The 25,479-nt window shown below is 52.5% G+C and carries 25 protein-coding genes, 1 tRNA gene and 3 pseudogenes; 15 read left to right on the top strand and 14 right to left on the bottom strand.

Annotated elements, in window-relative coordinates; all coding sequences use genetic code 11:
• Positions 1 to 29 precede the first annotated feature (29 nt).
• The 3 genes from GCD22_RS16315 to GCD22_RS16305 form a co-directional block, all read right to left on the bottom strand.
• On the bottom strand, positions 30 to 1,016 hold the full coding sequence (locus GCD22_RS16315) for an alpha-E domain-containing protein (protein ID WP_031571626.1): 987 nt from the start codon (positions 1,014 to 1,016) through the stop codon (positions 30 to 32).
• On the bottom strand, positions 1,001 to 2,464 hold the full coding sequence (locus tag GCD22_RS16310) for a circularly permuted type 2 ATP-grasp protein (RefSeq protein WP_051690546.1): 1,464 nt from the start codon (positions 2,462 to 2,464) through the stop codon (positions 1,001 to 1,003). The genes GCD22_RS16315 and GCD22_RS16310 overlap by 16 nt, the downstream gene beginning before the upstream one ends.
• A 261-nt stretch (positions 2,465 to 2,725) precedes the next feature.
• The gene (locus tag GCD22_RS16305) at positions 2,726 to 3,475 is read right to left on the bottom strand and encodes a proteasome-type protease (RefSeq protein ID WP_010639297.1); all 750 of its coding nucleotides are present in this window, start codon (positions 3,473 to 3,475) and stop codon (positions 2,726 to 2,728) included.
• 347 nt (positions 3,476 to 3,822) lie between these two features.
• Between GCD22_RS16305 and glnL the strand changes: the two genes are divergently transcribed.
• The 9 genes from glnL to GCD22_RS16260 all read left to right on the top strand — a co-directional run bounded on the left by glnL (position 3,823) and on the right by GCD22_RS16260 (position 13,255).
• Positions 3,823 to 4,908 carry a nitrogen regulation protein NR(II) gene (glnL, locus tag GCD22_RS16300; protein WP_031571622.1) on the top strand — a complete coding sequence of 362 codons (1,086 nt, stop codon included), beginning with the start codon at positions 3,823 to 3,825 and terminating at the stop codon, positions 4,906 to 4,908.
• A complete protein-coding gene (gene ntrC / locus GCD22_RS16295) occupies positions 4,905 to 6,314 on the top strand; it encodes a nitrogen regulation protein NR(I) (RefSeq protein ID WP_065974151.1) in 1,410 nt (469 codons plus the stop codon). The genes glnL and ntrC overlap by 4 nt, the downstream gene beginning before the upstream one ends.
• Positions 6,315 to 6,409: 95 nt before the next feature.
• Entirely contained in the window at positions 6,410 to 7,348 is a 939-nt protein-coding gene (locus tag GCD22_RS16290; RefSeq protein WP_031571620.1) for a tetratricopeptide repeat protein, read from the top strand.
• A 163-nt stretch (positions 7,349 to 7,511) separates the two neighbouring features.
• Complete coding sequence (locus GCD22_RS16285; protein ID WP_244947543.1) at positions 7,512 to 8,441, top strand: polyprenyl synthetase family protein; 930 nt, start codon at positions 7,512 to 7,514, stop codon at positions 8,439 to 8,441.
• 10 nt (positions 8,442 to 8,451) lie between these two features.
• Positions 8,452 to 8,528, top strand: a tRNA-Pro gene (locus GCD22_RS16280).
• A gap of 291 nt (positions 8,529 to 8,819) precedes the next feature.
• Positions 8,820 to 10,910, top strand: a complete 2,091-nt coding sequence (locus tag GCD22_RS16275) for an O-antigen ligase family protein (protein WP_080707781.1) — start codon at positions 8,820 to 8,822, stop codon at positions 10,908 to 10,910.
• Positions 10,907 to 12,661 carry a peptidoglycan D,D-transpeptidase FtsI family protein gene (locus tag GCD22_RS16270; protein WP_024893119.1) on the top strand — a complete coding sequence of 585 codons (1,755 nt, stop codon included), beginning with the start codon at positions 10,907 to 10,909 and terminating at the stop codon, positions 12,659 to 12,661. Before GCD22_RS16275 ends, GCD22_RS16270 begins: the two co-directional genes overlap by 4 nt.
• Positions 12,658 to 12,969: a hypothetical protein gene (locus tag GCD22_RS16265; protein ID WP_031571616.1), complete on the top strand. Its 312-nt coding sequence runs from the start codon at positions 12,658 to 12,660 to the stop codon at positions 12,967 to 12,969. The genes GCD22_RS16270 and GCD22_RS16265 overlap by 4 nt, the downstream gene beginning before the upstream one ends.
• Positions 12,970 to 12,979: 10 nt before the next feature.
• Positions 12,980 to 13,255 carry a hypothetical protein gene (locus tag GCD22_RS16260; RefSeq protein WP_031571614.1) on the top strand — a complete coding sequence of 92 codons (276 nt, stop codon included), beginning with the start codon at positions 12,980 to 12,982 and terminating at the stop codon, positions 13,253 to 13,255.
• Positions 13,256 to 13,470: 215 nt separating this feature from the next.
• On the opposite strand, the gene GCD22_RS19055 is transcribed toward GCD22_RS16260, so the two are convergent.
• The 4 genes and pseudogenes from GCD22_RS19055 to GCD22_RS16250 all read right to left on the bottom strand — a co-directional run bounded on the left by GCD22_RS19055 (position 13,471) and on the right by GCD22_RS16250 (position 15,774).
• A complete protein-coding gene (locus GCD22_RS19055) occupies positions 13,471 to 13,947 on the bottom strand; it encodes an ATP-binding cassette domain-containing protein (RefSeq protein ID WP_413541255.1) in 477 nt (158 codons plus the stop codon).
• A gap of 36 nt (positions 13,948 to 13,983) precedes the next feature.
• Positions 13,984 to 14,460: pseudogene (locus GCD22_RS19050) on the bottom strand (ATP-binding cassette domain-containing protein); the annotation flags it as partial.
• Between the two features lie 30 nt (positions 14,461 to 14,490).
• Positions 14,491 to 15,330: pseudogene (locus GCD22_RS19045) on the bottom strand (ATP-binding cassette domain-containing protein); the annotation flags it as partial.
• A gap of 93 nt (positions 15,331 to 15,423) precedes the next feature.
• Positions 15,424 to 15,774: a DUF4870 domain-containing protein gene (locus GCD22_RS16250; RefSeq protein ID WP_031571608.1), complete on the bottom strand. Its 351-nt coding sequence runs from the start codon at positions 15,772 to 15,774 to the stop codon at positions 15,424 to 15,426.
• Positions 15,775 to 15,937: 163 nt separating this feature from the next.
• On the opposite strand from GCD22_RS16250, the gene GCD22_RS16245 reads away from it, so the two are divergent.
• The 6 genes from GCD22_RS16245 (at position 15,938) to GCD22_RS18260 (ending at position 18,436) form a co-directional block, all read left to right on the top strand.
• Positions 15,938 to 16,876: a uracil-DNA glycosylase gene (locus tag GCD22_RS16245; RefSeq protein ID WP_031571606.1), complete on the top strand. Its 939-nt coding sequence runs from the start codon at positions 15,938 to 15,940 to the stop codon at positions 16,874 to 16,876.
• 136 nt (positions 16,877 to 17,012) lie between these two features.
• Positions 17,013 to 17,309 (top strand): type II toxin-antitoxin system MqsR family toxin, encoded by a 297-nt coding sequence (locus tag GCD22_RS16240; RefSeq protein WP_031571604.1) that lies wholly within the window; start codon positions 17,013 to 17,015, stop codon positions 17,307 to 17,309.
• A gap of 2 nt (positions 17,310 to 17,311) precedes the next feature.
• Positions 17,312 to 17,713 carry a type II toxin-antitoxin system MqsA family antitoxin gene (locus GCD22_RS16235; RefSeq protein WP_010639323.1) on the top strand — a complete coding sequence of 134 codons (402 nt, stop codon included), beginning with the start codon at positions 17,312 to 17,314 and terminating at the stop codon, positions 17,711 to 17,713.
• A 69-nt stretch (positions 17,714 to 17,782) separates the two neighbouring features.
• A complete protein-coding gene (locus tag GCD22_RS18640) occupies positions 17,783 to 17,980 on the top strand; it encodes a winged helix-turn-helix domain-containing protein (protein WP_226852487.1) in 198 nt (65 codons plus the stop codon).
• Positions 17,955 to 18,194 carry a hypothetical protein gene (locus GCD22_RS18265; protein WP_226842659.1) on the top strand — a complete coding sequence of 80 codons (240 nt, stop codon included), beginning with the start codon at positions 17,955 to 17,957 and terminating at the stop codon, positions 18,192 to 18,194. Before GCD22_RS18640 ends, GCD22_RS18265 begins: the two co-directional genes overlap by 26 nt.
• On the top strand, positions 18,191 to 18,436 hold the full coding sequence (locus tag GCD22_RS18260; RefSeq protein ID WP_202806216.1) for a transposase: 246 nt from the start codon (positions 18,191 to 18,193) through the stop codon (positions 18,434 to 18,436). The genes GCD22_RS18265 and GCD22_RS18260 overlap by 4 nt, the downstream gene beginning before the upstream one ends.
• 242 nt (positions 18,437 to 18,678) lie before the next feature.
• Here GCD22_RS18260 and GCD22_RS16220 read toward each other — a convergent pair.
• The 7 genes and pseudogenes from GCD22_RS16220 to GCD22_RS16195 all read right to left on the bottom strand — a co-directional run.
• Positions 18,679 to 19,152: pseudogene (locus GCD22_RS16220) on the bottom strand (transposase); the annotation flags it as partial.
• Positions 19,153 to 19,552: 400 nt separating this feature from the next.
• Positions 19,553 to 20,452: a TadE/TadG family type IV pilus assembly protein gene (locus GCD22_RS16215; RefSeq protein ID WP_010637573.1), complete on the bottom strand. Its 900-nt coding sequence runs from the start codon at positions 20,450 to 20,452 to the stop codon at positions 19,553 to 19,555.
• Positions 20,442 to 22,139 carry a TadA family conjugal transfer-associated ATPase gene (locus tag GCD22_RS16210; RefSeq protein ID WP_244947542.1) on the bottom strand — a complete coding sequence of 566 codons (1,698 nt, stop codon included), beginning with the start codon at positions 22,137 to 22,139 and terminating at the stop codon, positions 20,442 to 20,444. The genes GCD22_RS16215 and GCD22_RS16210 overlap by 11 nt, the downstream gene beginning before the upstream one ends.
• 83 nt (positions 22,140 to 22,222) lie before the next feature.
• On the bottom strand, positions 22,223 to 23,572 hold the full coding sequence (locus GCD22_RS16205) for a type II and III secretion system protein family protein (protein ID WP_031568726.1): 1,350 nt from the start codon (positions 23,570 to 23,572) through the stop codon (positions 22,223 to 22,225).
• Positions 23,573 to 23,588: 16 nt separating this feature from the next.
• The gene (gene cpaB, locus GCD22_RS16200) at positions 23,589 to 24,650 is read right to left on the bottom strand and encodes a Flp pilus assembly protein CpaB (protein WP_031568724.1); all 1,062 of its coding nucleotides are present in this window, start codon (positions 24,648 to 24,650) and stop codon (positions 23,589 to 23,591) included.
• Positions 24,651 to 24,659: 9 nt separating this feature from the next.
• Positions 24,660 to 24,827 (bottom strand): hypothetical protein, encoded by a 168-nt coding sequence (locus tag GCD22_RS18070; protein WP_170286756.1) that lies wholly within the window; start codon positions 24,825 to 24,827, stop codon positions 24,660 to 24,662.
• A 9-nt stretch (positions 24,828 to 24,836) separates the two neighbouring features.
• The gene (locus tag GCD22_RS16195) at positions 24,837 to 25,406 is read right to left on the bottom strand and encodes a hypothetical protein (protein WP_244947541.1); all 570 of its coding nucleotides are present in this window, start codon (positions 25,404 to 25,406) and stop codon (positions 24,837 to 24,839) included.
• Positions 25,407 to 25,479: the final 73 nt, after the last annotated feature.

Below are 25,479 nucleotides of genomic sequence, written 5' to 3'. Positions count from 1 at the left end.
TTATCCTCGGTGGTGAAATGCTGTGGGACTTAAGCTTGAGCAACCTGCAAGTGGAGTCCATTCAGAGCATTTTCCGAACCACTATCTTCCCTGGCGAAATAAGTACCCTGAATGGTCCGATGGACCATGGCGAGATCTCTCTGGGCCTGATCCAGATATTCATGGAGCAGGTCCGGGCGGAGGTCACTCAATTTCAGTTGATCGAGGCGCCGTCGGGCCCTACGAACGGCTTCTGCAGGGGTTCCGGCATTGGGCAGATAGGCTAATGCCACTTCCATTTCTCCCAGGCAATATTTCATGCTGCGCGGGAACTTGCCGTCCTTGAGCAGATAGTCTACTACCTGATTGCTGCGCACTTGCACGGAAATATGGCGACGATACATTTCAAAGGCACTGAGTGATTTCAGAACCCCAATCCACAAGCTGCTGCCCGCTGTTTTCTGCAGGCCCTGATCCTGGGGTAAAATCACAGCGCTGGTGACATCGACAATGCGCGTGGTCATATCCGCCCGTTCCATATTGCGTCCCAGCTTGATGAACTGGTAAACGTTATCCTGACTCATGCTGCTGATCAGCAAACCTACCAGGGCGTGGCGTCGGGCAATGACTTCGTTGAGAAAAGCGTAACGGGCATGGCGGCTATCTGCTCCGGAAACGGCCTGATCGCGGACGTACAGAAACAGAGTGTTGAGGCGCTCCCAGAACTCGCCAGGCAGCAAGTCACGAAATGTCCGGCAGTTTTCCCGAGCCTGATGAATGGCAGCCATGACCGAATTCGGATTGCGCTCGTCGGCAATCAAAAAACGCATGATGCGGTTTTCTTCGGGGGCACCATAAAGCTCTGTATAAAGCGTGGCATCACCGGTGACCTGCAACAGGATATCCCAGCCAAAATAAGCTCCAGGGGGCAGATCCAGCAGCATCAGGGTGGTGGCATTAATCAGACGGGCTACGTCTTCCGTGCGCTCCAGGTAGCGCGCCATCCAGTACAGATTTTCAGCTACTCGGGAAAGCATGGTGCCTCCTCATCAACAATCCAGGTGTCTTTGCTGCCGCCACCCTGGGAGCTATTCACTACCAGTGATCCGGGCTGCATCGCCACCCGGGTCAATCCCCCAGTGGTTACATACAATTTATCCGCCTGCAAAATAAAGGGACGCAGGTCGAGGTGCCGTGCCTCCAGATGATCATCTACCAGTGTGGGTGCGGTGGAAATATTCAGGGTTGGCTGGGCAATGTAGTTGCGCGGGTTGGCTTGGATCAGTTCGGCAAAACGGTCGCGTTCAGCCTGACTGGCGCGGGGGCCGATCAGCATGCCATAACCACCGGACTCATTGGCCGGTTTAACCACCAGTTCGGCAAGATGGCTGAGGACATAATCCCGATCTGCATCGCGCATGCACAAATAAGTCGGAACATTGGGAATAATGGGTTCGGCATCCAGATAGTAGCGAATGATTTCCGGAACAAAGGCGTAGACGACCTTGTCATCGGCTACCCCGGCACCGGGTGCGTTGGCAATGGCCACATTCCCGCGTCGCCAGGCGCGGAGTAGTCCGGGGATGCCAAGTACGGAATCCGGAAAAAATACTTCCGGGTCCAGGTAATCATCATCAATGCGGCGGTAAATGACATCGACCCGTTGTAATCCGGAAATGGTGCGTAAATAAACAATATCTTCCTTGCTGACATAAAAATCCGGCCCTTCAGCAAGATAAGCGCCCATCTGCTGGGCTAAATAACTATGTTCGAAATAAGCGGAATTGTAGATGCCGGGGGTAAGTACAGCGAGCACGGGCTTTTCTTCCGGGCGCGGAGACAAGGCCGCCAGGGTCTCGTACAGGCGATTGGGGTAGTCGTCCACGGGTCGGATAATGGATGATTTGAATAATTCCGGGAAAAGCCGCTTCATGATCTGGCGGTTTTCGAGCATGTAAGAGACGCCGGAGGGCACGCGAAGATTATCTTCGAGCACATAAATGGTCCCGTCGGCATCGCGCACTAGATCACTTCCGCAGATGTGTGCCCAGACCCCGAAGGGGGGATGAACGCCCCGACAAGCATCCCGAAAATTGCGCGAACCCTCCAGTACTTCGGCCGGAAAAACGCCATCAGCGACAATACGTTGATCATTGTAAAGGTCATCAATGAACAGGTTGAGGGCCTGCAGGCGCTGTTTGAGTCCCTCTTCAATGCGCGTCCATTCACTGCTGGAAAGGATTCTCGGGATAATGTCAAAGGGCCAGGCACGATCAATATTGCCAGCTTCACTATATACGGTAAAAGTGATTCCCATGGCGAGAATGGAGGCATCTGCAGCCTGACGACGCGCCTGCAACTCGCTGCTGTCCAGAGTGTTCAGATAATTGAACAGGGGGGCAGCCGCCCGGCGCGGTCGGGCATTTTCATCCACCAGTTCGTCATGGGTAATCTGCTGTTGATAATGGGTTCTGAGCCAGTCCATCTGCTTTGTCTCCTCGTCGCAAGATTCTCGCCCATGCTTCTGTGTTGAAGCTGCTTGGGTATTATCGCGTTCAACTCAAATAACGAAGCAAAGCTCGTGCCAGTCAGGTTGATTACCTATATGAAAGATGAGTGGAATTTGCTCCAGTAGCTTGGTTGCACGAAGGCTTTATCTAAAGCGGCTTGCCAAAATGTCGGTGAACCGATTGTACCATATTGGTGCGATATGCACCAATATGGTGCGTTACGACTGGCTTTTCCTTCATAGCGGCGGCAGAGCCGTCGGAGTTTCCCAGTCAAAAGGTGGAAGACCGTCCAATGCCTGCAAGAGTCCCTGACTCCAGCGTTCACCAAGATTCCGATAAAAACGATCTTCTTCGGTCAGCGAAAGATAGCGGCCCATCTGCAGTGAATTGGTTTCATAGATGAGTAACTCAACCGGCGGGCCGACCGTAACATTGCTACGCATGGTGGAATTCATAGAAACCAGCGCGCAGCGGGCGGTGGCTTCCAGGGACAGTTCCGGTTTGATCACGCGGTCGAGTATGGGTTTGCCATATTTGATTTCGCCGATTTGTAAAAAGGGGTGATCAGCTGATTCGTGAATGTAGTTTCCCTGAGGATAAATCATGTAGGTGACAGGCACTTCGCTGCCGATCTGACCACCCAAAATGAAAGTGGCTTCAAAATTGGTGTTGGCCGTATCACGACAGACCTGATTACGCTGGATTTCGGCGTTAATCAGGCCAATGTAATCTGCAGCTTCTGCCATGCTGGAAAGGTTCAGCAGATGGATTTCGGCATTTTGGTCCATATCCTGCTGCAGGCGTTTGACGACTCCCTGAGTGGTGGCCAGATTGCCGGCTGAAAGCAGACAGAGAAAGCGATCACCGGGCCAGCAAAAATTATGCATTTTTGAGTAAATACTGACATTGTCCGTGCCTGCATTGGTGCGAGAATCAGAACAGAAAACCAGCCCCCCGGAAACGTGGGCAGTGAGGCAGTAAGTCATGAATTATCCCTGTAGGCATGCAGCATTGTGTAGTTATAGTCGCTGATATTTTGGTGTTTTGGAAGCCTGTTCACCATGAGCATGATTTACCGGCGTTGTGGTGGTCAGAGGTTGTGCACTATTATGGTGCGGTCGTTGCACTATCCGGGTTGCGTCCGTTGCTCTGGATGATGTGCGGTCATTTTGATTGAAGACTTCGCTGTTACTGACTAGAGCTGGTACCCATCTGAAGGGTTGTATGCGTACGCAGGGCAATTTCCAGGCTGCCAGAGACTGGTTTGGTGTGCTTTTTGCTTGGTTAAATTTATGAAGGCGCCTCCAGAGGCGGTTACCCACTTGGAGCTTGCATGGTGCAGCGCAAAATCACAAAAACAGCATTGACGGAATACGCAGTACTGGATGCCCTGGAGTCAGCGGTAATGACTCTGGACGCCCAAAGCAAGCTGCGTTTCATGAATCCGGCGGCAGAAAATCTCCTGCGCATCAGTCAGCATCAGGCACGCGGCCAAACCGTTGCAGCCTTATGCAGTATTGTCGGAGAAGATCGTTTTGCGGCGCTGTTTGCCGATGCCACCGATTTGAATGGGACCATACTGCGTCGCGCCTTGCCATTGCAGCTCCATGATGGCAGCCATGCGGTGGTGGATCTGGTGGTGACGCCTTTGGCCGATGGTCATTTGATTATCGAAATGCGACCGATGGAACTACCCGCACGGCATGCAGAAGAAGAAATGCAGGATCGGATTTACGGAGCAGCTCAGGAAATGTTGCGCGGCCTGGCTCATGAAATCAAAAATCCTCTGGGGGGATTGCGCGGCGCCACCCAACTTCTTGAGAGAGAATTGCAACGTCCTGAATTGAAGGATTATACCCGGGTCATACTCCATGAAGTTGACCGTCTGCATCATCTGGTGGATCGTTTACAGGGACCACGCAGTCGCCCGATTTTTGCCAGCGTAAATATTCATCAGGTGCTGGAGCATGTGCGACGTCTCCTCCAGACTGAGCTGCCCACAGGTATTGCGTTGCGTTTCGATTATGACCTTTCCATTCCGGAAGTTTACGCGGATCAGGAGCAGCTGGTACAGGTTTTCCTCAATTTGCTGCGTAATGCCCAGCAGGCGCTGGATCGCCATGGCACCATCCTGATTCGGACCCGGGTGGATCGCTATGTCACCTTGCTCCATCAGAAATTTCGTCTCGCCCTGCGGGTAGATGTTGTCGATAGCGGCCCCGGGATTCCTGAGGACCTTTTGCCCCGCATTTTTCTGCCGCTGGTGACCAGTCGTGCGGCAGGCATGGGTATGGGTCTGGCTATTGCCCAGGGTCTGGTGCGCGGACATGGTGGCGTTGTGCACTGTCATTCCCGACCGGGGGAAACTATTTTTTCGGTCTCCCTGCCTCTTGGCCAACATCGTGAGGAGCCGCAATGAAACAGGTCTGGATTATTGACGATGATCCGTCTATTCGCTGGGTACTGGAAAAAGCTCTGGCCCAGGCGGAAATTCCTTCCCGGAGTTTTGCCGATGCAGATAGTGCCTTGCGGGCGCTTGGCCGTGATCAACCCAATGCCATTGTCACGGACTTACGCATGCCCGGTCTGGACGGTCTGGCTTTTCTGAGGGAAGTGCAGGCGCGTTGGCCCAAGCTCCCGGTTATTGTCATGACTGCCCATTCGGACCTCGATAATGCCGTTTCGGCTTTCCAAAGTGGGGCTTTTGAGTATTTACCCAAACCTTTTGATATGGACGAGGCCATCAATCTGGTTCGCCGTGCTTTGGGCAGTCAGGAAGAACCGACAGCCAGTAGCCAGACGGAGGATGCGGACCCGGCGGAAATGATTGGTGAAGCGCCAGCGATGCAGGAGGTGTTTCGAGCGATCGGACGCTTGTCCCGATCACAGATCAATGTGCTTATTACCGGTGAATCAGGAGCCGGTAAAGAGCTGGTGGCCAGCGCCCTGCATCGTCACAGTCCACGAGCCAGAGGGCCTTTTATTGCTATTAATACCGCCGCTATTCCCGCCGAACTGCTTGAATCCGAACTGTTCGGGCATGAAAAGGGCGCATTTACCGGAGCGGTACAAACCCGCCAGGGGCGTTTTGAGCAAGCCTCCGGGGGTACCCTGTTTCTGGATGAAATAGGAGATATGCCGGCTGCTTTGCAAACCCGCCTGCTGCGGGTACTCTCGGACGGTACTTTTTACCGGGTGGGGGGGCATGCCCCTTTGCGTGCTGATGTGCGGGTGCTTGCAGCCACCCACCAGAATCTGGAAGCCAAGGTCCGCGACGGCAGTTTTCGCGAAGATCTCTACCATCGTCTGAATGTCATCCATATTCACTTGCCGCCGCTGCGCGAGCGCCGCGAAGATATTCCGAGGCTGGCGCGGCATTTCCTGCGTCGCAGTGCAGATCAGCTGGATGTCGAGCGCAAGCTGCTGAGCCCGGCTGCCGAAATGGCTTTCACCGAATGGCACTGGCCGGGCAATGTCCGGCAACTTGAGAATGTTTGTCGCTGGGTTACGGTCATGGCTCCTACCAGTGAGGTGCAGATCACTGATTTGCCTCCGGAGATGAGCGTAGCGGCGCCGCTAGCGGAACTGACAGAGGCACCGATCCTCCAGGATTGGCGGCTGCAACTGGGGACACTGGTGCGCCAACGCCTGGCCAGCGGAGAAGAATCCCTGCTCGATAAAATTCAGCCCCAGTTTGAGCGTTGTATGCTGGAAGCAGCACTCCAGCATACCCGTGGTCACAAGCAGGATGCCGCCCAGAAATTGGGTTGGGGACGTAATACCCTGACCCGCAAGCTGAAAGAACTGGGTATTGAAGATCACTAAAAATATTCTTGCAAATTCTGGCCGTTAGACTAATTGCACTGGAACATGCGGGGTAAGAGCATGTTTGAAAGCACGGTCGTGGGGTTGAGGTGTTTATGCAAGGCTTGATGATATTCCTGGAAGTGGTTGTTGTACTGCTATTGTTGGTAGAAGTGTTTATTCGCTTGCGCGCCCGGCGGCGACGTTTGCAGAATCGCGCTGCGACGGCTTCGCCAGATCTTTCCAGGGATTCCTCTGCTCTACCAGTCAAGACTGTTCCCGCTCCCCCGCGTGAAGTCACAGCCATTCCTGAAGCTGAAAAAGTGACAGCGACCACGCAGGAAGCGCTCAGCATCGATGACTTACTCAATGAGGCGAATATTTATCTGGAATACGGGCATCATGCGCAGGCGGCAACGGTATTACGTTGGTATGTCGATCTGAATCCTCATGAATCCCGGGTGATTAATCAGCTACTGGACACCTATATTGCCATGGCTGATATGGACAGTTATGCGGATTTGCTGGAAAGTCTGGGCGAAAAATCTGCCAAGGTTCCCATGGATGAAACCTGGTGGCGGGAGCGGGTGGAACACGGCTTGCAGCAGGATCCCGGCAATCTCGAACTTCTGGTGCTGGCCGAAAAGGTGGGAATGACTGTTCCCATGCCGCAGGAACAAGGCGGTGAGGCCGCGATGACCGCAGAAATGGCCCTTGCGCTGGTTGCCCGCAATCGTGACCCGCATTATGGCATGGCCATATTGTGGCGAGCGATTGCCCATGAGCCACTGCGTTTGCCGCTCTATGCCGAGTTACTGCGTATTACCCACCAGCAGCATCTTCTTGAGGAATACATCAACGCTTTGATTTTGCTCTTCCTGACGGTAGGTAGTGGCGGGAAAACGCTGCGAGAACGGATGTTGCGGGCGGGTCAGGATCTTGGACCGCACCCCTTATGGGATGTGCTGGCAGAGTGGGAGGGTGATCCTGAAGAATTGCGACAGCTGGCCCGTTCCCGACAGCTGGAAATTCCCAAGTCTCTCCCGGATGCCTGAGCCGTTGGGCAGGAATCGTGCTTGACAAGCCATTGTCGCCCTCACCACAATCCCCTGCGGCCGCAAGCTTGGCACTTTCTGGTGTAAAGTGGTGCCGATGCCAATAAACAGGGAGCAGCAAGGTATGGATCTGGAGTCGGTTAACCAACTGGTGCGGTCGGATATGTTGGCTGTAAATCAGGTGATTCAGGAGCAACTGCGTTCCGGAGTGCCGACCATCCCCGCGATGGGCACCTATTTGATTAACGCTGGTGGAAAACGACTGCGTCCTATCGTCCTGCTCCTGGCCGCGCGCATGGGTGGAGAACACAGCGCGCGACCAATTCCCCTGGCGGCAGTGGTGGAATTTATTCATACGGCGACGCTCTTGCATGATGACGTGGTGGATGGATCTGAGTTGCGCCGCAATAATGCCACTGCCAATCAGCTGTGGGGCAATGCGGCGGCGGTTTTGGTGGGTGATTTTCTCTATGCCCGCTCCTTTGAAATGATGGTGGCAGACGGAGATATGCGTATTTTGGCGACCATGGCCGAGGCAACCAGTGTCATTGCCCAGGGAGAAGTAGCACAACTGGAAAACGCTCACGACCCGGATTTGAGTGTAGCGTCTTATTTTTCGGTCATTGAAGCCAAAACCGCCAAATTGTTTGAGGCTGCCATGCGTATTGGTGCCTTGATCAACCATCTGGATCAGCAGGCTGAAACAGCACTGGCAAAATACGGTTCGTTACTCGGGATTGCTTTTCAGTTGATGGATGATGCCCTGGATTATTCCACCTCTGCCGAAAAAATGGGTAAAAACCGGGGAGATGATCTGGCTGATGGCAAGGCGACCTTACCCTACATTCACGCCATGCAGCATGCTACTCCGTCTGAGCAGGCCATTTTACGTGCGGCTTTGGATGGCGAAAACCCGGCCGATTTTGCAGCGGTCTGGGAAATCATTGCCAGAACAGAAGCTATTGATTACACTTTGCGCGTCGCGGCAGAAAAGGCTGAACAAGCCATTGCTTGTTTATCCAGCTTTCCCGATGGTCCGGAAAAGTCAGCTTTGACATTTCTGGCCGGGTTCGCGGTGCAGCGTGACTTTTAGGTAGTAGCATCGGGGCGTGGCTCAGCCTGGTAGAGCGCCGCCTTCGGGAGGCGGATGTCGGAGGTTCGAATCCTCTCGCCCCGACCAAATTGTGGAAAAGGCCCGCTTCGTCGGGCCTTTTTGGTGTTTTTATGGCGTTCCAAAAAATTGCGGCTCGAAGCAGGCAGGGATTTTGTGGATGTTTAAATGGTTGTTACTGGCAGGGTTTCTGGGTCTGTTGTTTTATTTCTGGCGACAAAAACAGCGAATACCCAAAAAACATCCTGAAGTGGAGTCCCTGGTTCGCTGCTCCGTTTGCGGCCGCCATATATCCGTCCACTCCGCCATGATAAGTGCTAAAGGCCATTATCGTTGTACCCTACATGCGGGAGATCCGGATTGACTATCAGCAGTTATTCCTCGGGGACGAAAACCTCCGGGCAAGTGATTTCATTCCGGGCGGGTTTATACGCCGTTTTGGCCTTGGTGATTTACGGCCTTTCCTGGTATTACAACGGTCAGCTGATTCCGTTGCTCGCTGCTGGAAGTATTGTTTTGATGATCTGGGGGGCTATCGTCTGGTGGCCATGCCTGCGCGTCGGCTTGATCTGGCCACGCGGTTTTCTGCCCATATTCATGTTGTTATGGTTTGTCTGGTTTGGTTTGACCTTGTTCTGGAGCGGATCTCCCTACAGCAGCTGGTTTTACTTTTGGGTGCTGGGTGCGCTGCCGTTGACCTTTATGGTAGCCATCATGATCCCGGAGCCAGTGGCTGAACAATTCTGGGTCTGGTTCTGGCGCGGGATTTTAATCAGCGCCTGGATTTTGAGTGCCATGGCACTCTGGCAATATTATCAGGGGATGGCCACCAATATTATTCTGGCCAATTTACGGCCTTTTGGCCCCTTGCTGGATACTAACAGTTTTGCAGCCTGGCTGAATTTGCTTTTTTTCCCTGTTCTTGCCTTGTATTTTGTCAAAGATGGCCGACGCCAGGTGTCCTTTCTGCGCGGTGGTGTTCATCTGGAGGCTTTTTTCTATCTTTTGACCTTGGCGGTATTGCTCCTGGCATTTTTCTCGACCAGCAGTCGGGGAGGGCTTCTGGCCTGGGTCTGCACCATGCCTTTTGCGGTCTGGGGATTATGGCGTCAGCCTGCAGCACGGTCGCGTTTTCTTGTCGTTGCGGCTTTAGTCATCATAGCCTTTTTACTGATGGACTACGCGCATGGTTATGATCTGATCGGGCACCTTTCCCCCGGATACATTACCAGCAATATTACTACGGTATCGCGCAAGCTAATGTGGATTGCGACCTGGCATATGTATCTCAGTCATCCCTGGTTGGGTACCGGGATCGGCAGCTACTTTTTGAATTATCCGGCTTACCGGCTGCCAGGCGAACTGGCATCAGCAGGTACTTATGCACACAACGACTATCTGGAGTATCTGGCCGAGGGTGGACTGATCAATCTGGGCTTCCTGCTGAGTTTTGCCGGGATTTTGATGTACGCCATGTATCGTCTTTTATATCGGGCGGGGAAAGCCCTGCAGATTAGTGATGAACAGCGTCTGACAGCGCTCGGCTTGGTGTTGGGTGTGTTTGCCATCACCGGTCACGCTTTGGGGAATTTCATTTTTTATAATCTGCCTCTGAGTGTACTGGCAGGGCTTTTCATGGCGCGTGCCTGGCGGATTTATGGCACTTCCGAAAATACCCAACCCTTGCTGCCAAAAATTGGCATCAATCATGGGTTCATAGCTCAGATTGTTTTGTTACTGGGCATAGTCGTCGCCTCCTGGAATTTACTGGCAGATGCGGCGACTTATGCTTTTCTCAGTGATAATACCTGGCTGAATTCTGTTATCAAAAATCCCCGGCAACGCACTACGTTACTGTTGAAGGTCGCAGACACGTTGACTTCATTGCGTCCCTTGGCAACCCAACCCCACGTTTACCTTGCCAATACTTATCTGACATTGGCGGAACGCGATACCCGGATGAACAGCGCAAGTCGTCGTTCTTTGGTCCAGGCGGCATTGCATCAATATCAACAAAGCCTGATAGGAATTCCCCAACAATCCGGCGTGCTCAATTCTATTGGAACACTCTATCTTACTCAGGGGAAATTACTGGGTCTGGATGCCACACAAAGACAACGCCAGACGCTGCTGGCCTGGCGTCGAGGCCTAGCTATTGATCCTGAAAGCATCAGTCTCCGTAACCAGATTGCCCAACTGGCTTATGCCGATCAGGGCGATGTAAAAGGCGGTTTGACCTTTTTGCGGGCAGGATTAGCGCGACCGCTTTTCCCTTATCCCCGTTCGGAACTTTTGCTGGATATTGCGCTGATGCAATGGCGTGCAGATGAAAAAACGGGTGCGGAAAAAACTCTGCTGCGTCTTTTGCATGAAAACCCGGCTTATGAGCCTGCCGTTTCGTGGTTGCAGTCCATTCATCGTCAGGCCGAACTGCATTCCGGGGATAGATGACTGCAGAACGCCCAAAGTCGAATCGCATTTTGCCCCGTTGGCGGGCTGTACTCATTCTGGCGATCATCCTCGTCGGTTTTGTCGTTGTGCTGACCCGGGACACGGATTTGCAATGGTGGCAGGATCACACCCTGCGTGATCAGGGGCGCATGCGTTATATGCAGGATCGTCCTCTTCCTGCTGATCGCGGCGTGATTTATGCCGGTAATGGTACGGCACTGGCAGTCAATGTCCCTGCTGTCACCATCTGGACAGACCCGCGAATTTTTAATCAATACCGGAAGGATTGGGATAAGGTCGCTGCTGCCTTGAATTTAAGCCCACAGGTGTTAGCGGAACGTGTGCAATCCGGTGGTTCCGGGTTTGCCTATATTTTGCGTCAGGGCGAGCCGCAGATGGGCAAGGCTTTGAACGCCCTCCATGTACCGGGAATTTACGTGCAGGCAACCAGTCGCACTTACTATCCACTAGGCGCTGTAACTACGCCGCTGCTGGGCTTGGTACATCTGGATCACCATGGTGCTGCCGGTCTGGAAAGGGGCTATGACCAATGGCTGGCGGGCCATTCCGGCACGGAAAAAGTATTGGTTGACGGGCAAGGTGAAGTACTGCGGGTGCTGGGTGCCCGTCATGCACCCATACCCGGTCATGATCTGCATTTGACCATTAATCCCCAGATTCAGTACTGGGCATACATGACCCTGCTGGCTGCCCAGAAGCACTTTGGGGCAACAGAAGGCTCTGCAGTGGTCATGAACGTCGAAAATGGACAGATTCTAGCCATGGCCAGCGTACCCTCCTGCAACCCCAACTCCCGAAGTGGTTGCGGCAATCCTGCCGATTACGTCAACAACGCCGTGCATCAGGCTTTTGAACCGGGTTCTGTGATGAAACCCTTTATGGTGGCAGCAGCACTGAAAACCGGCAGTATCCAGCCGGACCAAAGCTTTAATGTTTCGCACTGTTTGCCGGTCGGTGGGTTTTGCATTCGTGATGATGTGGTGCATCATGAATTGAATGTGGCACATATTCTTAAATATTCCAGTGACATCGGGGCGGCTAAAATTGCGCTGCGGACGCCTGCCCAAGCCATTTATGACATGTATCGGGCTGCGGGTTTCGGGAAGGAACCGGATCTGGGCTTTGCCGGCGCTACTGGCGGCGTCCTACCACAGCCTCAGACCTGGGATAAAGCCCGCCATGCCACCATTGCGCTGGGTTATGGCGTTTCGGTGACGACCCTGCAGCTCGCCGAAGGTTATGCCGCCATTGCCAACGGTGGTTATCATGTGGCACCGACCCTGATAGCGGGCCAGCCGGTGCAAAAACAGCGCATCATGCCGGCAAATATTGCCGCACATTTGCGCCACTGGCTTGAGGGTGTGTGTGCAGCCAACGGGACCGGCATTTTGGCTGCCATTCCCGGTTATGCGGTGGCTGGCAAAACCGGAACCGCCAATATGGCCAATGGTAAGGACGGGTTTCAAAAAAACAAGACCAATGCGACCTTCGTGGGATTTGCCCCCGGCTTTGCTCCAAAACTGGTCATGGCCGTGACCATGCGCGGCAGCACGCGGTACTGGAACTTCGGCGGCGTTGAATCGGCACCGGTGTTTCGGGTTACCATGCGCCATGCGCTGCAAGAATTGAATATTTCTCCACGCTGGTGTGGTGGCAAGGCTTGTGCTTCCAAGAATAAAGGCATTACTGCTACCCAGGCGGAAATCTGGGCAGAAGGAGGCGGAAATTGAGTCGAACCGATAAATGGGTGGCCAGCATTTTGGCGCTGGGTATTGCAGGCTTGTTGCTGGGTGTTCTCGCCTTGGCCGCTGTTTCGCGCATCCCGGTAGCCCATATTTATGTGAATGCCGCCGGTGCCCGAAATATTATTGTGGCCGGACACCGAGCCGTAGCCGCACCGGATTGGCCGGGCGCCTATCGAGTAACCCCGCGTTTTACCAATCCTGCTTTCTGGTCTGATGCGACCCTCTACTTTCGGCAGGGCACGGTGGTGACTATCCCGCGTCAGGACATCAAACTCTGGGTGTACCGTGGTTAAAGCAGACCCCATGACTGCGGCTCTGAAGGCCCTGCTGCAAGGCGCTATCGCCGTTGTTCTGGTGCTTCTGGCAGTTTTGTTGTTGCTGGCACTGGATGGTCTTTTATTGATTCCCGGATTGATGTTGGCTTACACATTGATGGGTCTTCCCTGGCACTGGCCCGGTATTTTGCCGGACCCCCTGAATCCCCCCGGCCCCTGGATCAGTATGACCGTCGGGGTGATTGCTACCCTGATCCCGGCTGTCGTGGATGGAATCGTCCTGCACTTTTTTCTGCGCAAATGAAATCATTTCCAGTTAACCTGAAAACGGCAGTTGCCGTGGATGCTTTTTGCTCCATTGTTCCTTGCCTGTTGTTCTAAGGCTCATCCTGCTGTCAGGAGAGAACTCGCCCTACGGGCTCAAACAGCTCTCCTGACGGGCGCAGGACTTCGCCAAGAACAACAACGGCTCGAAACAAAAGTCGCTGCAAAGCACCCACGGCAACTGCCGTTTTAGGGTTAAGCGTTGCTGCTGGCAGCGGCTTTGGCTTCCAGGTGCTCCCAGCGTGAATAAGTCTGCTGCAACTTTTTTGCGAGTTGCTCTGACTGCAGTTGGAGCGCTTTCAGTTTTTCCGGGTTCTGGTAGGTTCCCGGTAAAGCCAGAGTCGCTGCCACGTTTTCCTGTTCCTGCTCCATAGCTTCTATTTGGGCAGGTAAAGCAACCAACTCCTGACTTTCCTTGTAACTGAGCGTAGTTTTTTTGCTGTTTTCCCGCTTGCCGGATGTTTTGCCCGTAGAGCTTTCGGCATTCTTGCTGGCAGCTCGCTGGATTTCTGTCTGCCAGCGTAACCAGTCTTCATAGCCGCCGGCATTCTGGGTAAGCTGGCCGTTTTCACCGAAGGCAATGACCTGGGTGACTACGTTGTCAAGAAAGTCCCGGTCATGAGAAACCAGAAACAGGGTGCCCGTATAATTCTGGAGACGCTCTTCCAGCACTTCAAGGGTTTCCAGATCCAGGTCATTGGTCGGTTCGTCGAGCACCAGAATATTGGCGGGGCGGGCAAACAAGCGGGCCAGTAGCAGGCGCGCCCGTTCGCCGCCCGACAGCGCCTTGATCAGTCCCCGGGCGCGACTGGGCGGGAACAGGAAGTCCTGCAAATATCCCAGAACGTGGCGCCGCTCCCCATTGATCTCAATGAAATCGTTACCATCTGCAATGGCATCCACTACCCGGCTTTCCGGATCAAGCGTCGCCCGCATCTGATCAAAATAGGCGACTTCCTGTTTGGTACCGCGCCGGATCTGGCCTTGCTGGGCTTCCAGTTCACCGAGAATCAGGCGCAACAAAGTGGTTTTACCGGCTCCGTTGGGGCCGATAATACCGACCCGGTCGCCCCGCTCAATGCGTGTTGAAAAATTCCGGATGATGGGGCGCTCTTCATAGTGGAAGGACACCTGATCCAGTTCCGCAATCAAGGCCCCGGAGCGTTCCGCCGTGCTGATCTGCAGGCTCGCCTGCCCCTGCTGCTGACGACGGCTGGCGCGCTCCTCGCGCAGGCTTTCCAGACGACGCAACCGGCCCTGGTTGCGTTTGGCGCGCGCCTTTACCCCCTGACGCAACCAGGCTTCTTCCTCGGCGAGTTGCCCTTCCAGACGATTATCTGCCGCAGCCTCGGCCGCCAGTACTTCCGCTTTGCGTGCCTGATATTCGGCAAAGCTGCCCGGAAAGCTGCGTAAAATGCCGCGATCCAGTTCGACAATACGGGTAGCCAGGCGGTCCAGAAAGCGCCGGTCATGGGTGATGAATACCAGGGTGCCGCGATAGCGCAGCAGGGACTGTTCTAGGGCAAGAATGGCCGGTAAATCAAGGTGGTTGGTGGGCTCGTCAAAAAACAGAATATCCGGTTCGGAAACCAGTGCAGCAGCAATGGCTACGCGCTTGCGCTGCCCGCCGGACAAAGCAGAAACCACACCTTCCGCTGGCAGGCCCAGGCTATCGCGCAGGGCTTCCGCTTTATAGTCGATTTGCCAGGCATCATGATGGTCCGCCAGGGCATGGGCCTGCGCGTCTCCCGCCTCGGCATTTTGCAGCTGCCGCCAGGCGGGGTGTCCGGATTTGATAGCGGTGAGCAGATCGTGATCTGCGGCCAGTTCGGGCTCCTGGGCCAGATAACTACGGCTAAGTCCCGGCGCTACCCAAAGATTTCCGGCATCCAGCCTGCAATGACCGGCAAGTGCTTGCAGCAGGGTCGATTTACCTTCGCCATTACGGCCAATCAGACCAATGCGTTCACCGGCTTCAAGATTCAGATCCGCATGGTCCAGTAAGGCGCGGCCTCCCCACTCCACCTGCCCCGCTTCCAGCCGCAGAATAGACATAGCCCCAATCTCCCATGTGTTTTCATTCAGAAGGAAGATAGGGTACGGGGCGGGCTCTGGCGGCGCAAGCCGTCATTGCGGAAGGATGTTGGTTTAGCTCAGCAGACGCAGGGTCAGGGGATAACGGTAGCCTTCACCTCTACTCGATTTCAGGGCAGCGATAATGCAAAAAACCAGATTGAAGAGAAAAACCAGGGGAAAAATGAAAATCCCGATGAGTAAGGCGCTGAGCACGCTGGCGACAATATATGCGAGGAGAATGGTGATCTGAAAATTCAGGGCTTCTTTGCTCTCGGTGATGAGCCATTGATTGTCGCCATCCTTCTTGATCAGGTACACAATCAGCGCCGGTAAAAAACCGAATAAAATACCCCCGGCCTGGATTAATGCCATGATGTTGCGATCTTCCTTGTTGCTGCTGGTTACCAGACTGCTTGTTTCCATAATAACGCTCCCTTGCAAAATGAGTGGTCCAGCGATTAGAGGATGATTTTATGCCGCTGGTTTTATTATCATACTGATTATCATCATGAAGTGGAATATGCCCGCATGATATGGGCCAGCCATTGTATTTGCCAGCACAGCGTCCGACCCTTAGCATAAGCTCATGTCAGAGATTTTTAATGCAGAGCAGCGGCGGTTTCTGAAACTCCTGGGTTTGGCGGTGCCAGGGGAGAGCCCTGTTCTGCCCCTGGCAAAGAATCAAGCAGCATCTGCCCCGGTGCAAGCAGAGACCAAAGCAGAAATCCCGGAATCCACAGCAAGCTCTCTGAAGGCCCCGGAGGGTATCCGTACCTTGCGCGCAGCTGCAGGCATTCTCAGTGCCCCACCCACAGTAGCAGGCGTACCGCAGCCAGTAGCCCCGGAACTGCAGCCAAAAATCCCGGCTGAACCGGAAGCGGCGGCGACATTGTCTGATCTGCCTGCACCCGCCGAATCTGCCGAACCGCAAAGACTGCAGCAGATCAGCGCGAGTGACTGGCGTGATTTGCAAATCATGGTGCATAACTGTCGGGCTTGTTCGTTGGGCGAAACCCGCCAGCATGCGGTTTTCGGAGCCGGTAACCCCAGAGGTTCCTGGCTTTTTGTAGGAGAAGCACCGGGTGCCGAAGAAGACCGGCGCGGCGAAGCTTTTGTCGGTCGCGGCGGGCAGTTGCTGGATAACATGCTGAAAGCCATGGGCCTGACCCGGCAGCAGGATGTCTATATTGCCAATGTGCTCAAATGCCGCCCCCCCAACAATCGTGATCCTCTGGGTCCAGAGGTACAGTCCTGCCTGCCTTTTTTGCAGCGTCAGATTGCCCTGCTCCAGCCCCGAATCATCGTTGCCCTGGGGCGCTTTGCTGCCCAGAGTCTGCTGCAGGTCACCACACCTATCGGCCAGTTACGCGGGCAAACCCATCGTTACCAGAATATTCCATTGATTGTTACCTACCACCCGGCCTATTTACTCCGCAGTCCTCTGGAAAAGCGCAAGGCCTGGGAGGATTTGCAGATGGCGGTGCAGGTGTACTCAGCGCAATCATTGCCTGAATTATTCCAGTGAAACTATAGTGGCTCCAGATTTGAGACAGTAGTGTTGGGTCAAACACCGATAACAGTAAGAAATAATCGCGTGCCATGGAAGGCAATCCCGTGCTAACCAACTTGCCAAAATAAACCAACTTGGTTAGAGTTCTTTCATGGAGAAACAAGTTCCTCATTGCAAGCTTTCGGTCGTCAAAGCCTTGGCAAAGACCGGCAGAGTACGCACTACGCATGCAGCGCGTACTGGCGCAAATGAGTTGGGGTTGGTCTTCTCCGATATGCTGGACGTATTGATGACACTAACGCCGACGGATTTTTACAAGAGCATGACCACCCATGCCGATCATACGGTATGGCAGGATGTGTACCGCCCAGGCACACAGGTGGGCGACGTGTACCTGAAGCTGACGGTCATTGATGACGTACTGATCGTGTCTTTTAAGGAGCTATGACCATGAAATGTCCTGTTTGCGGCGCGGCTGAACTGATCCATGACACCCGCGACCTGCCTTATACCTACAAAGGTGAAACCACCGTCATTGCAACGGTAACGGGCGACTTCTGCCCGGCCTGCGCCGAGTCGGTTTTGGACGCAGCAGAATCGAACCGCGTCATGCGCGAGATGCGTGCCTTCTCCAAGCAGGTGAACGCGGCCATCGTCGATCCGGGCTTCATCGCGGATGTGCGCAAGAAACTCGATCTTGATCAGCGTGAAGCTGCTGAAATCTTCGGCGGCGGCATCAATGCCTTCTCGCGCTACGAAAATGGCAAAACCAAGCCGCCGCTGGCCCTGGTCAAACTATTCAAGCTGTTGGATCGTCATCCCGATCTGCTCAACGAGGTCAGGACTGCCTGACAGGCCTGAAACAGTATCGTTGTGATCCCACAGCTCAAGCCGGTGATTGAGGAAAAAGTGGGGAAATCTATGGCACTGTCCACAATTTATCGCATACTGGCCCGTCATGGCTGGCAGAAGCTGGCCCCGGATACTTATCATCCACAAGGCGACAAGGAACGTCGGGAAGTCTGGAAAAAAACTGCCCGAAGCCATAGCCGAAGCCTTCACGATGTTTCCGACTGCCCGCCCTCAGCGCGTCATGTACCAGGACGAAGCGCGCTTTAGGCAGATCAGCGATACCCGCTATTGTTGGGCCAAAAAACCCTTGCGTCCCGAAGTCAAAGCGATGCTGATCTACCAATACACGTATGCCTATGCGGCCGTACCCCCTCAGGACGAACGTATGGATTCGCTGGTGTTGCCCGAAGAGAGCAGCAAATGCATGCAGATTTTCCTCAATGAGGTGGCCTACGTTATCCCGATGAAAATATCCCCATGATTATGGATGGAGCTGGTTGGCACAAAAGTCACCATCTCCAGTTAGCAGAGAATCTGCGTTTACTTTTTTTGCCGCCCTATTCGCCAGAGCTGAATCCCCAAGAGCACCTCTGGGACGATCTCCGCGAAAAGTATTTTCACAACCGGGCCTTTGACAGTCTGGAGGCACTGGAAGACCATAACCGCGTGAAATCCATCGCGGGATGGAAATTTATAATTAACTCTATCTCTGCTGCAAATTAGAATCAGGGGTCAAGCTATGCTTCTTCTTATTTAATAAGCCTAAAATTATGAATATTTTCTCTTTGATAATCAGGTAAGTAATCTTCTACTCAGCCCCCGCTTTCACTGACGGAAAGAAAGGATGTGGAGTACTGGCTCGCTCAAGCATCTACTGTGATTATGCAGGTTACTGTGAAAGAGATGGGATTACGGGCACAGAAGTCCCTGGCCTGTGAGGACCATTTGACGGGATCTGAAAGCGGTTATGCCGGATCGGGCAGGAATCCGAACTTGATCAGCTTTTTAATCCAGCGTGCGGCATTACGTTGTACGCTCAAGGCTTCATAATCGGTGGCGGCGTCCCGGTAATATGTGCCGCGAGAGAGCATGAAGTAGATGATGCGCAGCATTTTGTGGGCCAAGGCGATAATGGATCGTTTATGACCTCGGCGCACGACCAGGTTCTGGAATTTGGTGGGCAGAGCGCATTGGGTGCGACTGGCGGCATGGGCGCATTCGCACAAGACGCGGCGCACGTAAGGATTCCCTTTCCGGGTGCGACCACTTTTGCGCTTACCGGCCGATTCGTTGTTGCCCGGGCACAGACCGGCCCACGACGCCAGGCGATCGGCACTCCCGAAGACCTTCATATCGTCCCCGATTTCCACCAGCAATAAGGCAGCACCTGTAGTATCCACCCCCGGCAAGGTCTGCAGCAACGCCAGTGCATGCTGTTTAACAGTCACTTGTGCCTGATGAATATCCAGGCCAATCACACGTTGAAAAATGGGTTTCAGTTCCATTGGCTTTCCTCTCCATCTATACTGAAAACGTGGGGGGCGACGGATGCCGATGCCGAATCAACCTGCCTGCAGCAAGCCACAGGCGGTCCTATTAATGTGCGCTCTCATGGAGGCAATCCGGGGTACGAGTCGGCCCGGCGGGTCACGTTAGAAACGGGATCAAGTCACCAAAATTTCGTGCGATCTCAATCCGCCGCCACCCGCTCCCATTCTCTTTCATTCTCCGGGGTGGCGCGAGTCGCAATGGACGTTAGAAGTAGGCAGGACTGTAGGCATTTTTGAACAAACCTAATGGATTGACTCAACATGATTTTTCTGTGAATTACGCGTGGCATCAGGTACCTGCATTACAAATGTGATCGGACATCGGCGCTTTATCGTCAGAAATAGTGGCGAGATCGTTGGGAGAAGTAGGAAGTGGCTCCATGTTCGAAGCAGGTGGGGTGGAACCGGGTACACTTTCCGCCGCTGGGTGTTGCACAAGCTGGTTTTGACTAGATAGCCCCGCCACAAGTACAGGGCTTTGCATGCGCATCACAGTGTCTGTCTGCAAAGGGATTCCCCAGCCCATTTGGCCATTAATACCCATTACCGGACTTAACTTCAGACCAAAAATGCTGGGTAAGCCCATTTCTTGTTTCAAGGCATAGAGGCCACGCCCAACTTGATCTATGAAGGGTATAACGAGCGGCTGTACAGTAGTAATTTGTACTTTCAGAAGAGTCGCATCCTGTATGGACATTTTGCTGTTGACGCCGATGCGTGTCTGCCGGTAAGCAAGATGATCTACAGGAATCGCATGAACCGGAGTCCCGGACCCGTCACGGGTCAGTTCAGCAAAATCGTCAAAGGCTTCTCGAGTGGGGCTGAGTATTTGGATATTGGCTTGTGCTGCAGCGGTTTTGGCGGCGGCGTAGCCTCTAGCCAGCGCTTCCAGATTTTGACCGTGGGTATACAGAGGTGTCAGACCACGGGCCAGGGCTTCACGGATTGCTTCAGTGTTCGCACCGTGCAGCGTTCCTGCGCGCACAGCCTCCTGACTGGCCACTTCAAATTGCGCGCGAGCCTGATAAAGAAGGGCTCCTTGAAAAGTGCCGAGCAGGGCCAGCAGTAGAGTTGGCAGGGTGATGGCAAACTCTACGGCACTGACCCCACTTTCGCTAAGGGGTATAGCGACAATCTGCTCGACTACTGTGGGACCCGTCCGATCAAACAAATAAAAACTAGGCAACATAATGTTCTGCTCCCAATCCACGTTGTGGTTCAGGTGTCTGGAAAATTCCGAGATCAATAGGTAATCCCCGCTCGCGCATTACTTCATAAAATTCTGGTATAGCTCCTGTCGCCCTGAATGCACCACGCACTCTGCCTTCACTGTCGTAACCCTGTTGTTTGAAAGTGAATAACTCTTGCAGCTGGATGGTTCCGCTCTCGGTCCCGGTTACCTCGCAGATGCTGGTGACCTTGCGAGAGCCGCAGGAGAAACGGGTGATTTGTAGGATGACATCTACTGCTGAAGCAATTTGTTCCCGGATAGCGGTGAGTGGTAGATCCATGCCTGCCATCAGTACCATGACTTCCAGACGGGAGAGCATATCGCGGGGGCTGTTGGCGTGAGCCGTAGTAAGAGAGCCATCATGCCCTGTATTCATGGCTTGCAGCATGTCCAGTGCTTCACCACCGCGACATTCACCGACAACGATTCGATCGGGCCGCATACGCAAGGCATTACGTACCAGTTCCCGAATTGGTATTTGTCCTTTTCCTTCCATATTGGCAGGTCGGGCTTCAAGAGAAACGAGGTTTGGCTGGTAGAGACGCAATTCTGCAGCATCTTCAATAGTGACAATGCGCTCGTGCTCGGGAATATAGTTGGAAAGTACGTTCAGCAGGGTGGTTTTACCCGATCCTGTTCCTCCGGAAATAATCATGTTCTTACGCTGCTGGACACAAACCTGAACAAATTGCGCCATATCGGGTGCGATGGATTCATAAGCCATTATGTTCTCCATCTGCAGACGTTTTTTGGAAAATTTGCGGATGGTGATGCAGGCACCTTTGAGGGATAAAGGCGGGATAACAGCATTGACACGGGAGCCATCGGCAAGGCGCGCGTCCACTAACGGTGAGCTTTCATCAATGCGTCTACCGATAGGCGCAACAATTCGATCAATAATATGACGAACGGCTATTTCACTACTGAACAGGGCAGGCGCTGCCAGTAGCTTTCCTTGCCGTTCAATAAATATTTCGTCAAAGCGGTTTACCATGATTTCAGTAATGCTTTCATCAGCGAGAAAGTCTTCCAGTGGGCCCAGGCCAATGGCTTCATCCAGCACTTCTTTGGCAAGTCGTTGTCGATCAATGTCCGCTGATAGATTCATGCGCCAGACGATTTCGCGCACTAGTTCACCCACCATGCGGCGCAGTTCTTCAGTAGAAAGCGTGCTGAGATCAATGCGTCGTAAATCCATCTGACTACGGACTGATTCATGTACTTCCCGAACCATGCTGAGCCAGTGAGCGTCGTATACAGGGCGAGCTATCTGATCATTTTTGGAAATGTCCAATGCCATGGTTGTTAATTGTCGAGGAGTAAGAAGTGAGTCAGCATCGGATGGAATATCAATGGAACAAGGTATTTTATTACTTAAAAGAGCCGTTGCGGAATTGGCTTTGTCGACTTCTAAGATTTCGTCGTCAAAGCGGGGCAAGATCTGCAGACAGTATCCGGCGATAACAACTTCGTCTTGTGCACCCACTGGCCCATAGGCGCGCATGCGTTCACCATTGACCATGATCGTGGCGAAATTGCTGAGCCCTTCAACATATACTCCGCCGTGCTCGAAGTAAGCGCGTGCATGTTCTTTGCCAATGTTCCAGCCTTCCAGACGTAATTGAGCATACTCAGCCTTTCCCATGAGACATACCCCATCGCTGGGTGCAATAATTTGGGTTCCTGTTTTGGGATGTGATGCGCGGATCAGAAACATGATCTTCTCTCCTAACGAATAAGTCCTTTATCTGATCTGTGTTGGTACATATTTTCGAGATATTTTGCCTGAGAATCAGCATCAATATTCTCGCGTGAATCTGCTGTGATCACGGTGGGGGTAATTAGAAAAACTAATTCGGATTCGTTATCCCTGAAATCATCGGACTTAAAAAGGTAACCAATAATTGGTATGTTTCCAAATCCGGGAATTTTGCTACTATTTTTGGCAAGATTATGATCAACCAATCCTGACATTACCAGTGTTTCACCATCTTTCAGGTTGATTTCTGTTTGACTGCGATTGGTAAAAAATCCTGGCACGCCGCCAACCGTCAGTGAAGGGTCAATGTTGCTCACTTCCGTAAATATTTTGAGACCCACATTATGGCGATCATCGGCAACGGGTGAAAATTTCAGTCGAATTCCGAAGTCCTTAAAGATAACTGAGGTCTGACCAAAGCCTATGGCCAGTGGGATGGGTATTTGTCCGCCAGCAAGAAATTCAGCGGGTTCCTTGCTGCCGCTTTTGGCGCTTAATTTTGGATTGGCAATCTCATAAGCTTCACCATTTTGAAGCGCATAATTGATGCGTGAAGCCACGGAAGCTATGATGCCAAAGTTACTTGCAAATGGGGCCACTTTTAGCGGTAAATCAGTGATTCCGGAATTAGGAAATGAGAAGTTCGCTAAAGGCCCACCTGTACCATTACTGGTTGGAACTCCCATGCGGAAATAGGGATTAGAAGTAAAATCACCCACAATTCCAGCTTGTGGTCCGGCTATGGATTGATTCCAATTAACCCCGAGACTGCGGAAAAAATCTGTTTTCATCTTAAGTATCCGCACATCCAGAAGAACAACTTTTTCCATTCGCAGGGGTTCTTTTTCGGCGAGATTTACCACGTTTGGGTAAACTGCTTTGAGTTTTTCAATGCGAGACAGAGTTTCTTCAGAAAGGTTTTTTCCATCTATGATGATTTTGTCGCCGACAATCCTGACCTGAGTGTTGGGGCTGGCGGTCAGCAAGCTTGAAATTTCGTCCGCAGCATGTCCAATATCTTTGGGAGCGATTACTACCCGAGCAGCACTTTCTGTTCCGTTTTTGTACCATAAATGCAAATTGGTTTCTCCAGTACCCTCTGCAAGGAGTAATAATTCCTTGTTATCTACAAGTGTCACGCTCAATATTTTACCGTTACCAACCGCGACTCTTCTGATCGTGCTGGTCGGAATGATTTTGACCTGACCAGAATACATCGAAATGTTTTCTGATCGATTAAGAAGAGGATCTGCTGTGGCTACGGATAATGTTGATATATATAAGATGGCCGCAGTGAAAATATTGGTAACGGGTTTCATCAGAGGCTATTTCCTGTCAGGACTGAGGTAAAGGAGGAATATAGGAAAACGGTAAATATTGGATTTTTTGTTCAGCAGGGGAGACACTGTGCTCCTGATCGTGGTGCTCTTCGAAAGACGGGTTAGATTCAATCGTTCCATCATTTTTCTGTCCAGAAGTGGATATTTTAGTGATGTCAGCTGGGCCGTTCGAGGTTGTTCCACCCGCTATATATTCCACTCCTGCAGGAGGAATAGGTGGATAACCAATGATGTCATGCAAGGAAACACTACGCTTTGGCCATGTTGAATTTTTTTCATTACCACGTAAATCCATTCTGATTTCCCCGCTTTTTTGAGCAACCAAAATTTCTTGTGCTTGTAAAGGAGTCACTTCAAGGGTAATGGTGTTGTATCCCTGTGAAGAATTGTCAATATTGTTTTGGGAAAGTTCTCTCCCAGTGGCAATTATTTTTAAATTCTGCCCTAAAAATCGCACTAGAAAGCCCTCTGATGTGGAACTTATTGTTTGTAGGCTATTCAGGGCGGCGTTATGAGAGATGTTTGATGAAGTGATCCACAATAAATCGATGCGATCCCCTGGACGCAGCATTTTATCCAGAGAATTTTCGGAATTTACTGAAATGGTCAATGCAACGTGTTGATCGTCAAGAACGTCCGCTGGACTCTCTGTCGCGTTAATCATCGACAGTGTAATTGGCTTTCCTTTTTCTGCCTGAAAGAGCAGCCTTTTCAAGGCGATCTTATCGAAATCTGTATCCAGAACTGCGCCTGCAGGAGCGTTGTCGGCCGGGATAAAGCGACGTGCTACCTTGGCTAAGGTAAGGACAGTACCAGCGGGTAGATTTTCTATTGGGACAACTACTGATACGGTACTTTCCTTCTTGGGAGTTAATTCACTTAGAAGGCGTTTTTTCAGCGCAGTTTCCTGAGCATCCAGTGTGTGAATAGCAAGCACTGCTGCGGCAAAACCCGCTGTGATGGCAAATGCCAAAATGATCCAGCCACTTAGGGCACGCTTTTTCTTTTGCAGTAATGGGGGGGTGGCGGATGGTTCAGGGATGTTTTGAGTCGACACGAGTTATCCTCAAAAAGGCAGAGTGGCGATAGCTGCAGCCCAGCCAAAATCGCTGGAAAATTTCCGCAATGCATCCATCAGTTGCACGATGGGACTGGGTGCACCCACAAACAGTAAGCCGAGCGCAAATATGGCGACGATGGCATACTCAATGCTGGACTGACCTTTTTCATTCATCGGCGGTCTCTACCGTTGATCCAGCACAACAATGACACGACTTTCACCAACTCCATCGGCACCAATAACCATATCGAGGTGGCGGTTGTCCTTATTCATGGAAATAACGGATATCTGCCCCTGCATTGCCGGGCTTCCACGCCATTGTCGTGCCAGAAGTGCTTTTTCCAGGAGCGTACGTAAATCAGATGCAGGTATGTTCACATGTATATGCAAAACTCGTCCGTGTATCCCATGATCGTGACTATCAATGTCCTGCAATATCTCGGCATTCGCAGGGAGAGGCAAATCATCTGGCAGAGGATCACGCTCTGTCCTCTGGTCCATGCGTAGGCTGGAGAGTGTCCCGTAGGCAGTATTCCCTTCCATATGCCACTGGCTAGTGAGCGAATATGGGGGAGTTATACAACCCTGAATATGCTCACCACGAAGATTATTTTCGGTATATGATCCTCTTAGTTGGGCGCAGGCTTCGACAAAATGGGAACGCAGCCGCTCTTCCTCCGCATTGACATGAAATTGTGTAGCATGAATATCCACGCCATTGATTTTGAGGCGGCCCGCTAAAGGCTCTGTCACAGTATTTTCAGGTGTTGGTAGTAAGAGGGGATTTTCTCCCGCCCAAACGCCTGTGTTACCCAGGCAGAACATA

It is taken from the genome of Acidithiobacillus thiooxidans ATCC 19377, assembly GCF_009662475.1.
GTDB lineage: Bacteria > Pseudomonadota > Gammaproteobacteria > Acidithiobacillales > Acidithiobacillaceae > Acidithiobacillus > Acidithiobacillus thiooxidans.
The sequence above is the reverse complement of the archived record's forward strand: the minus strand, read 5'-3'. Positions and strand labels throughout refer to the sequence as shown.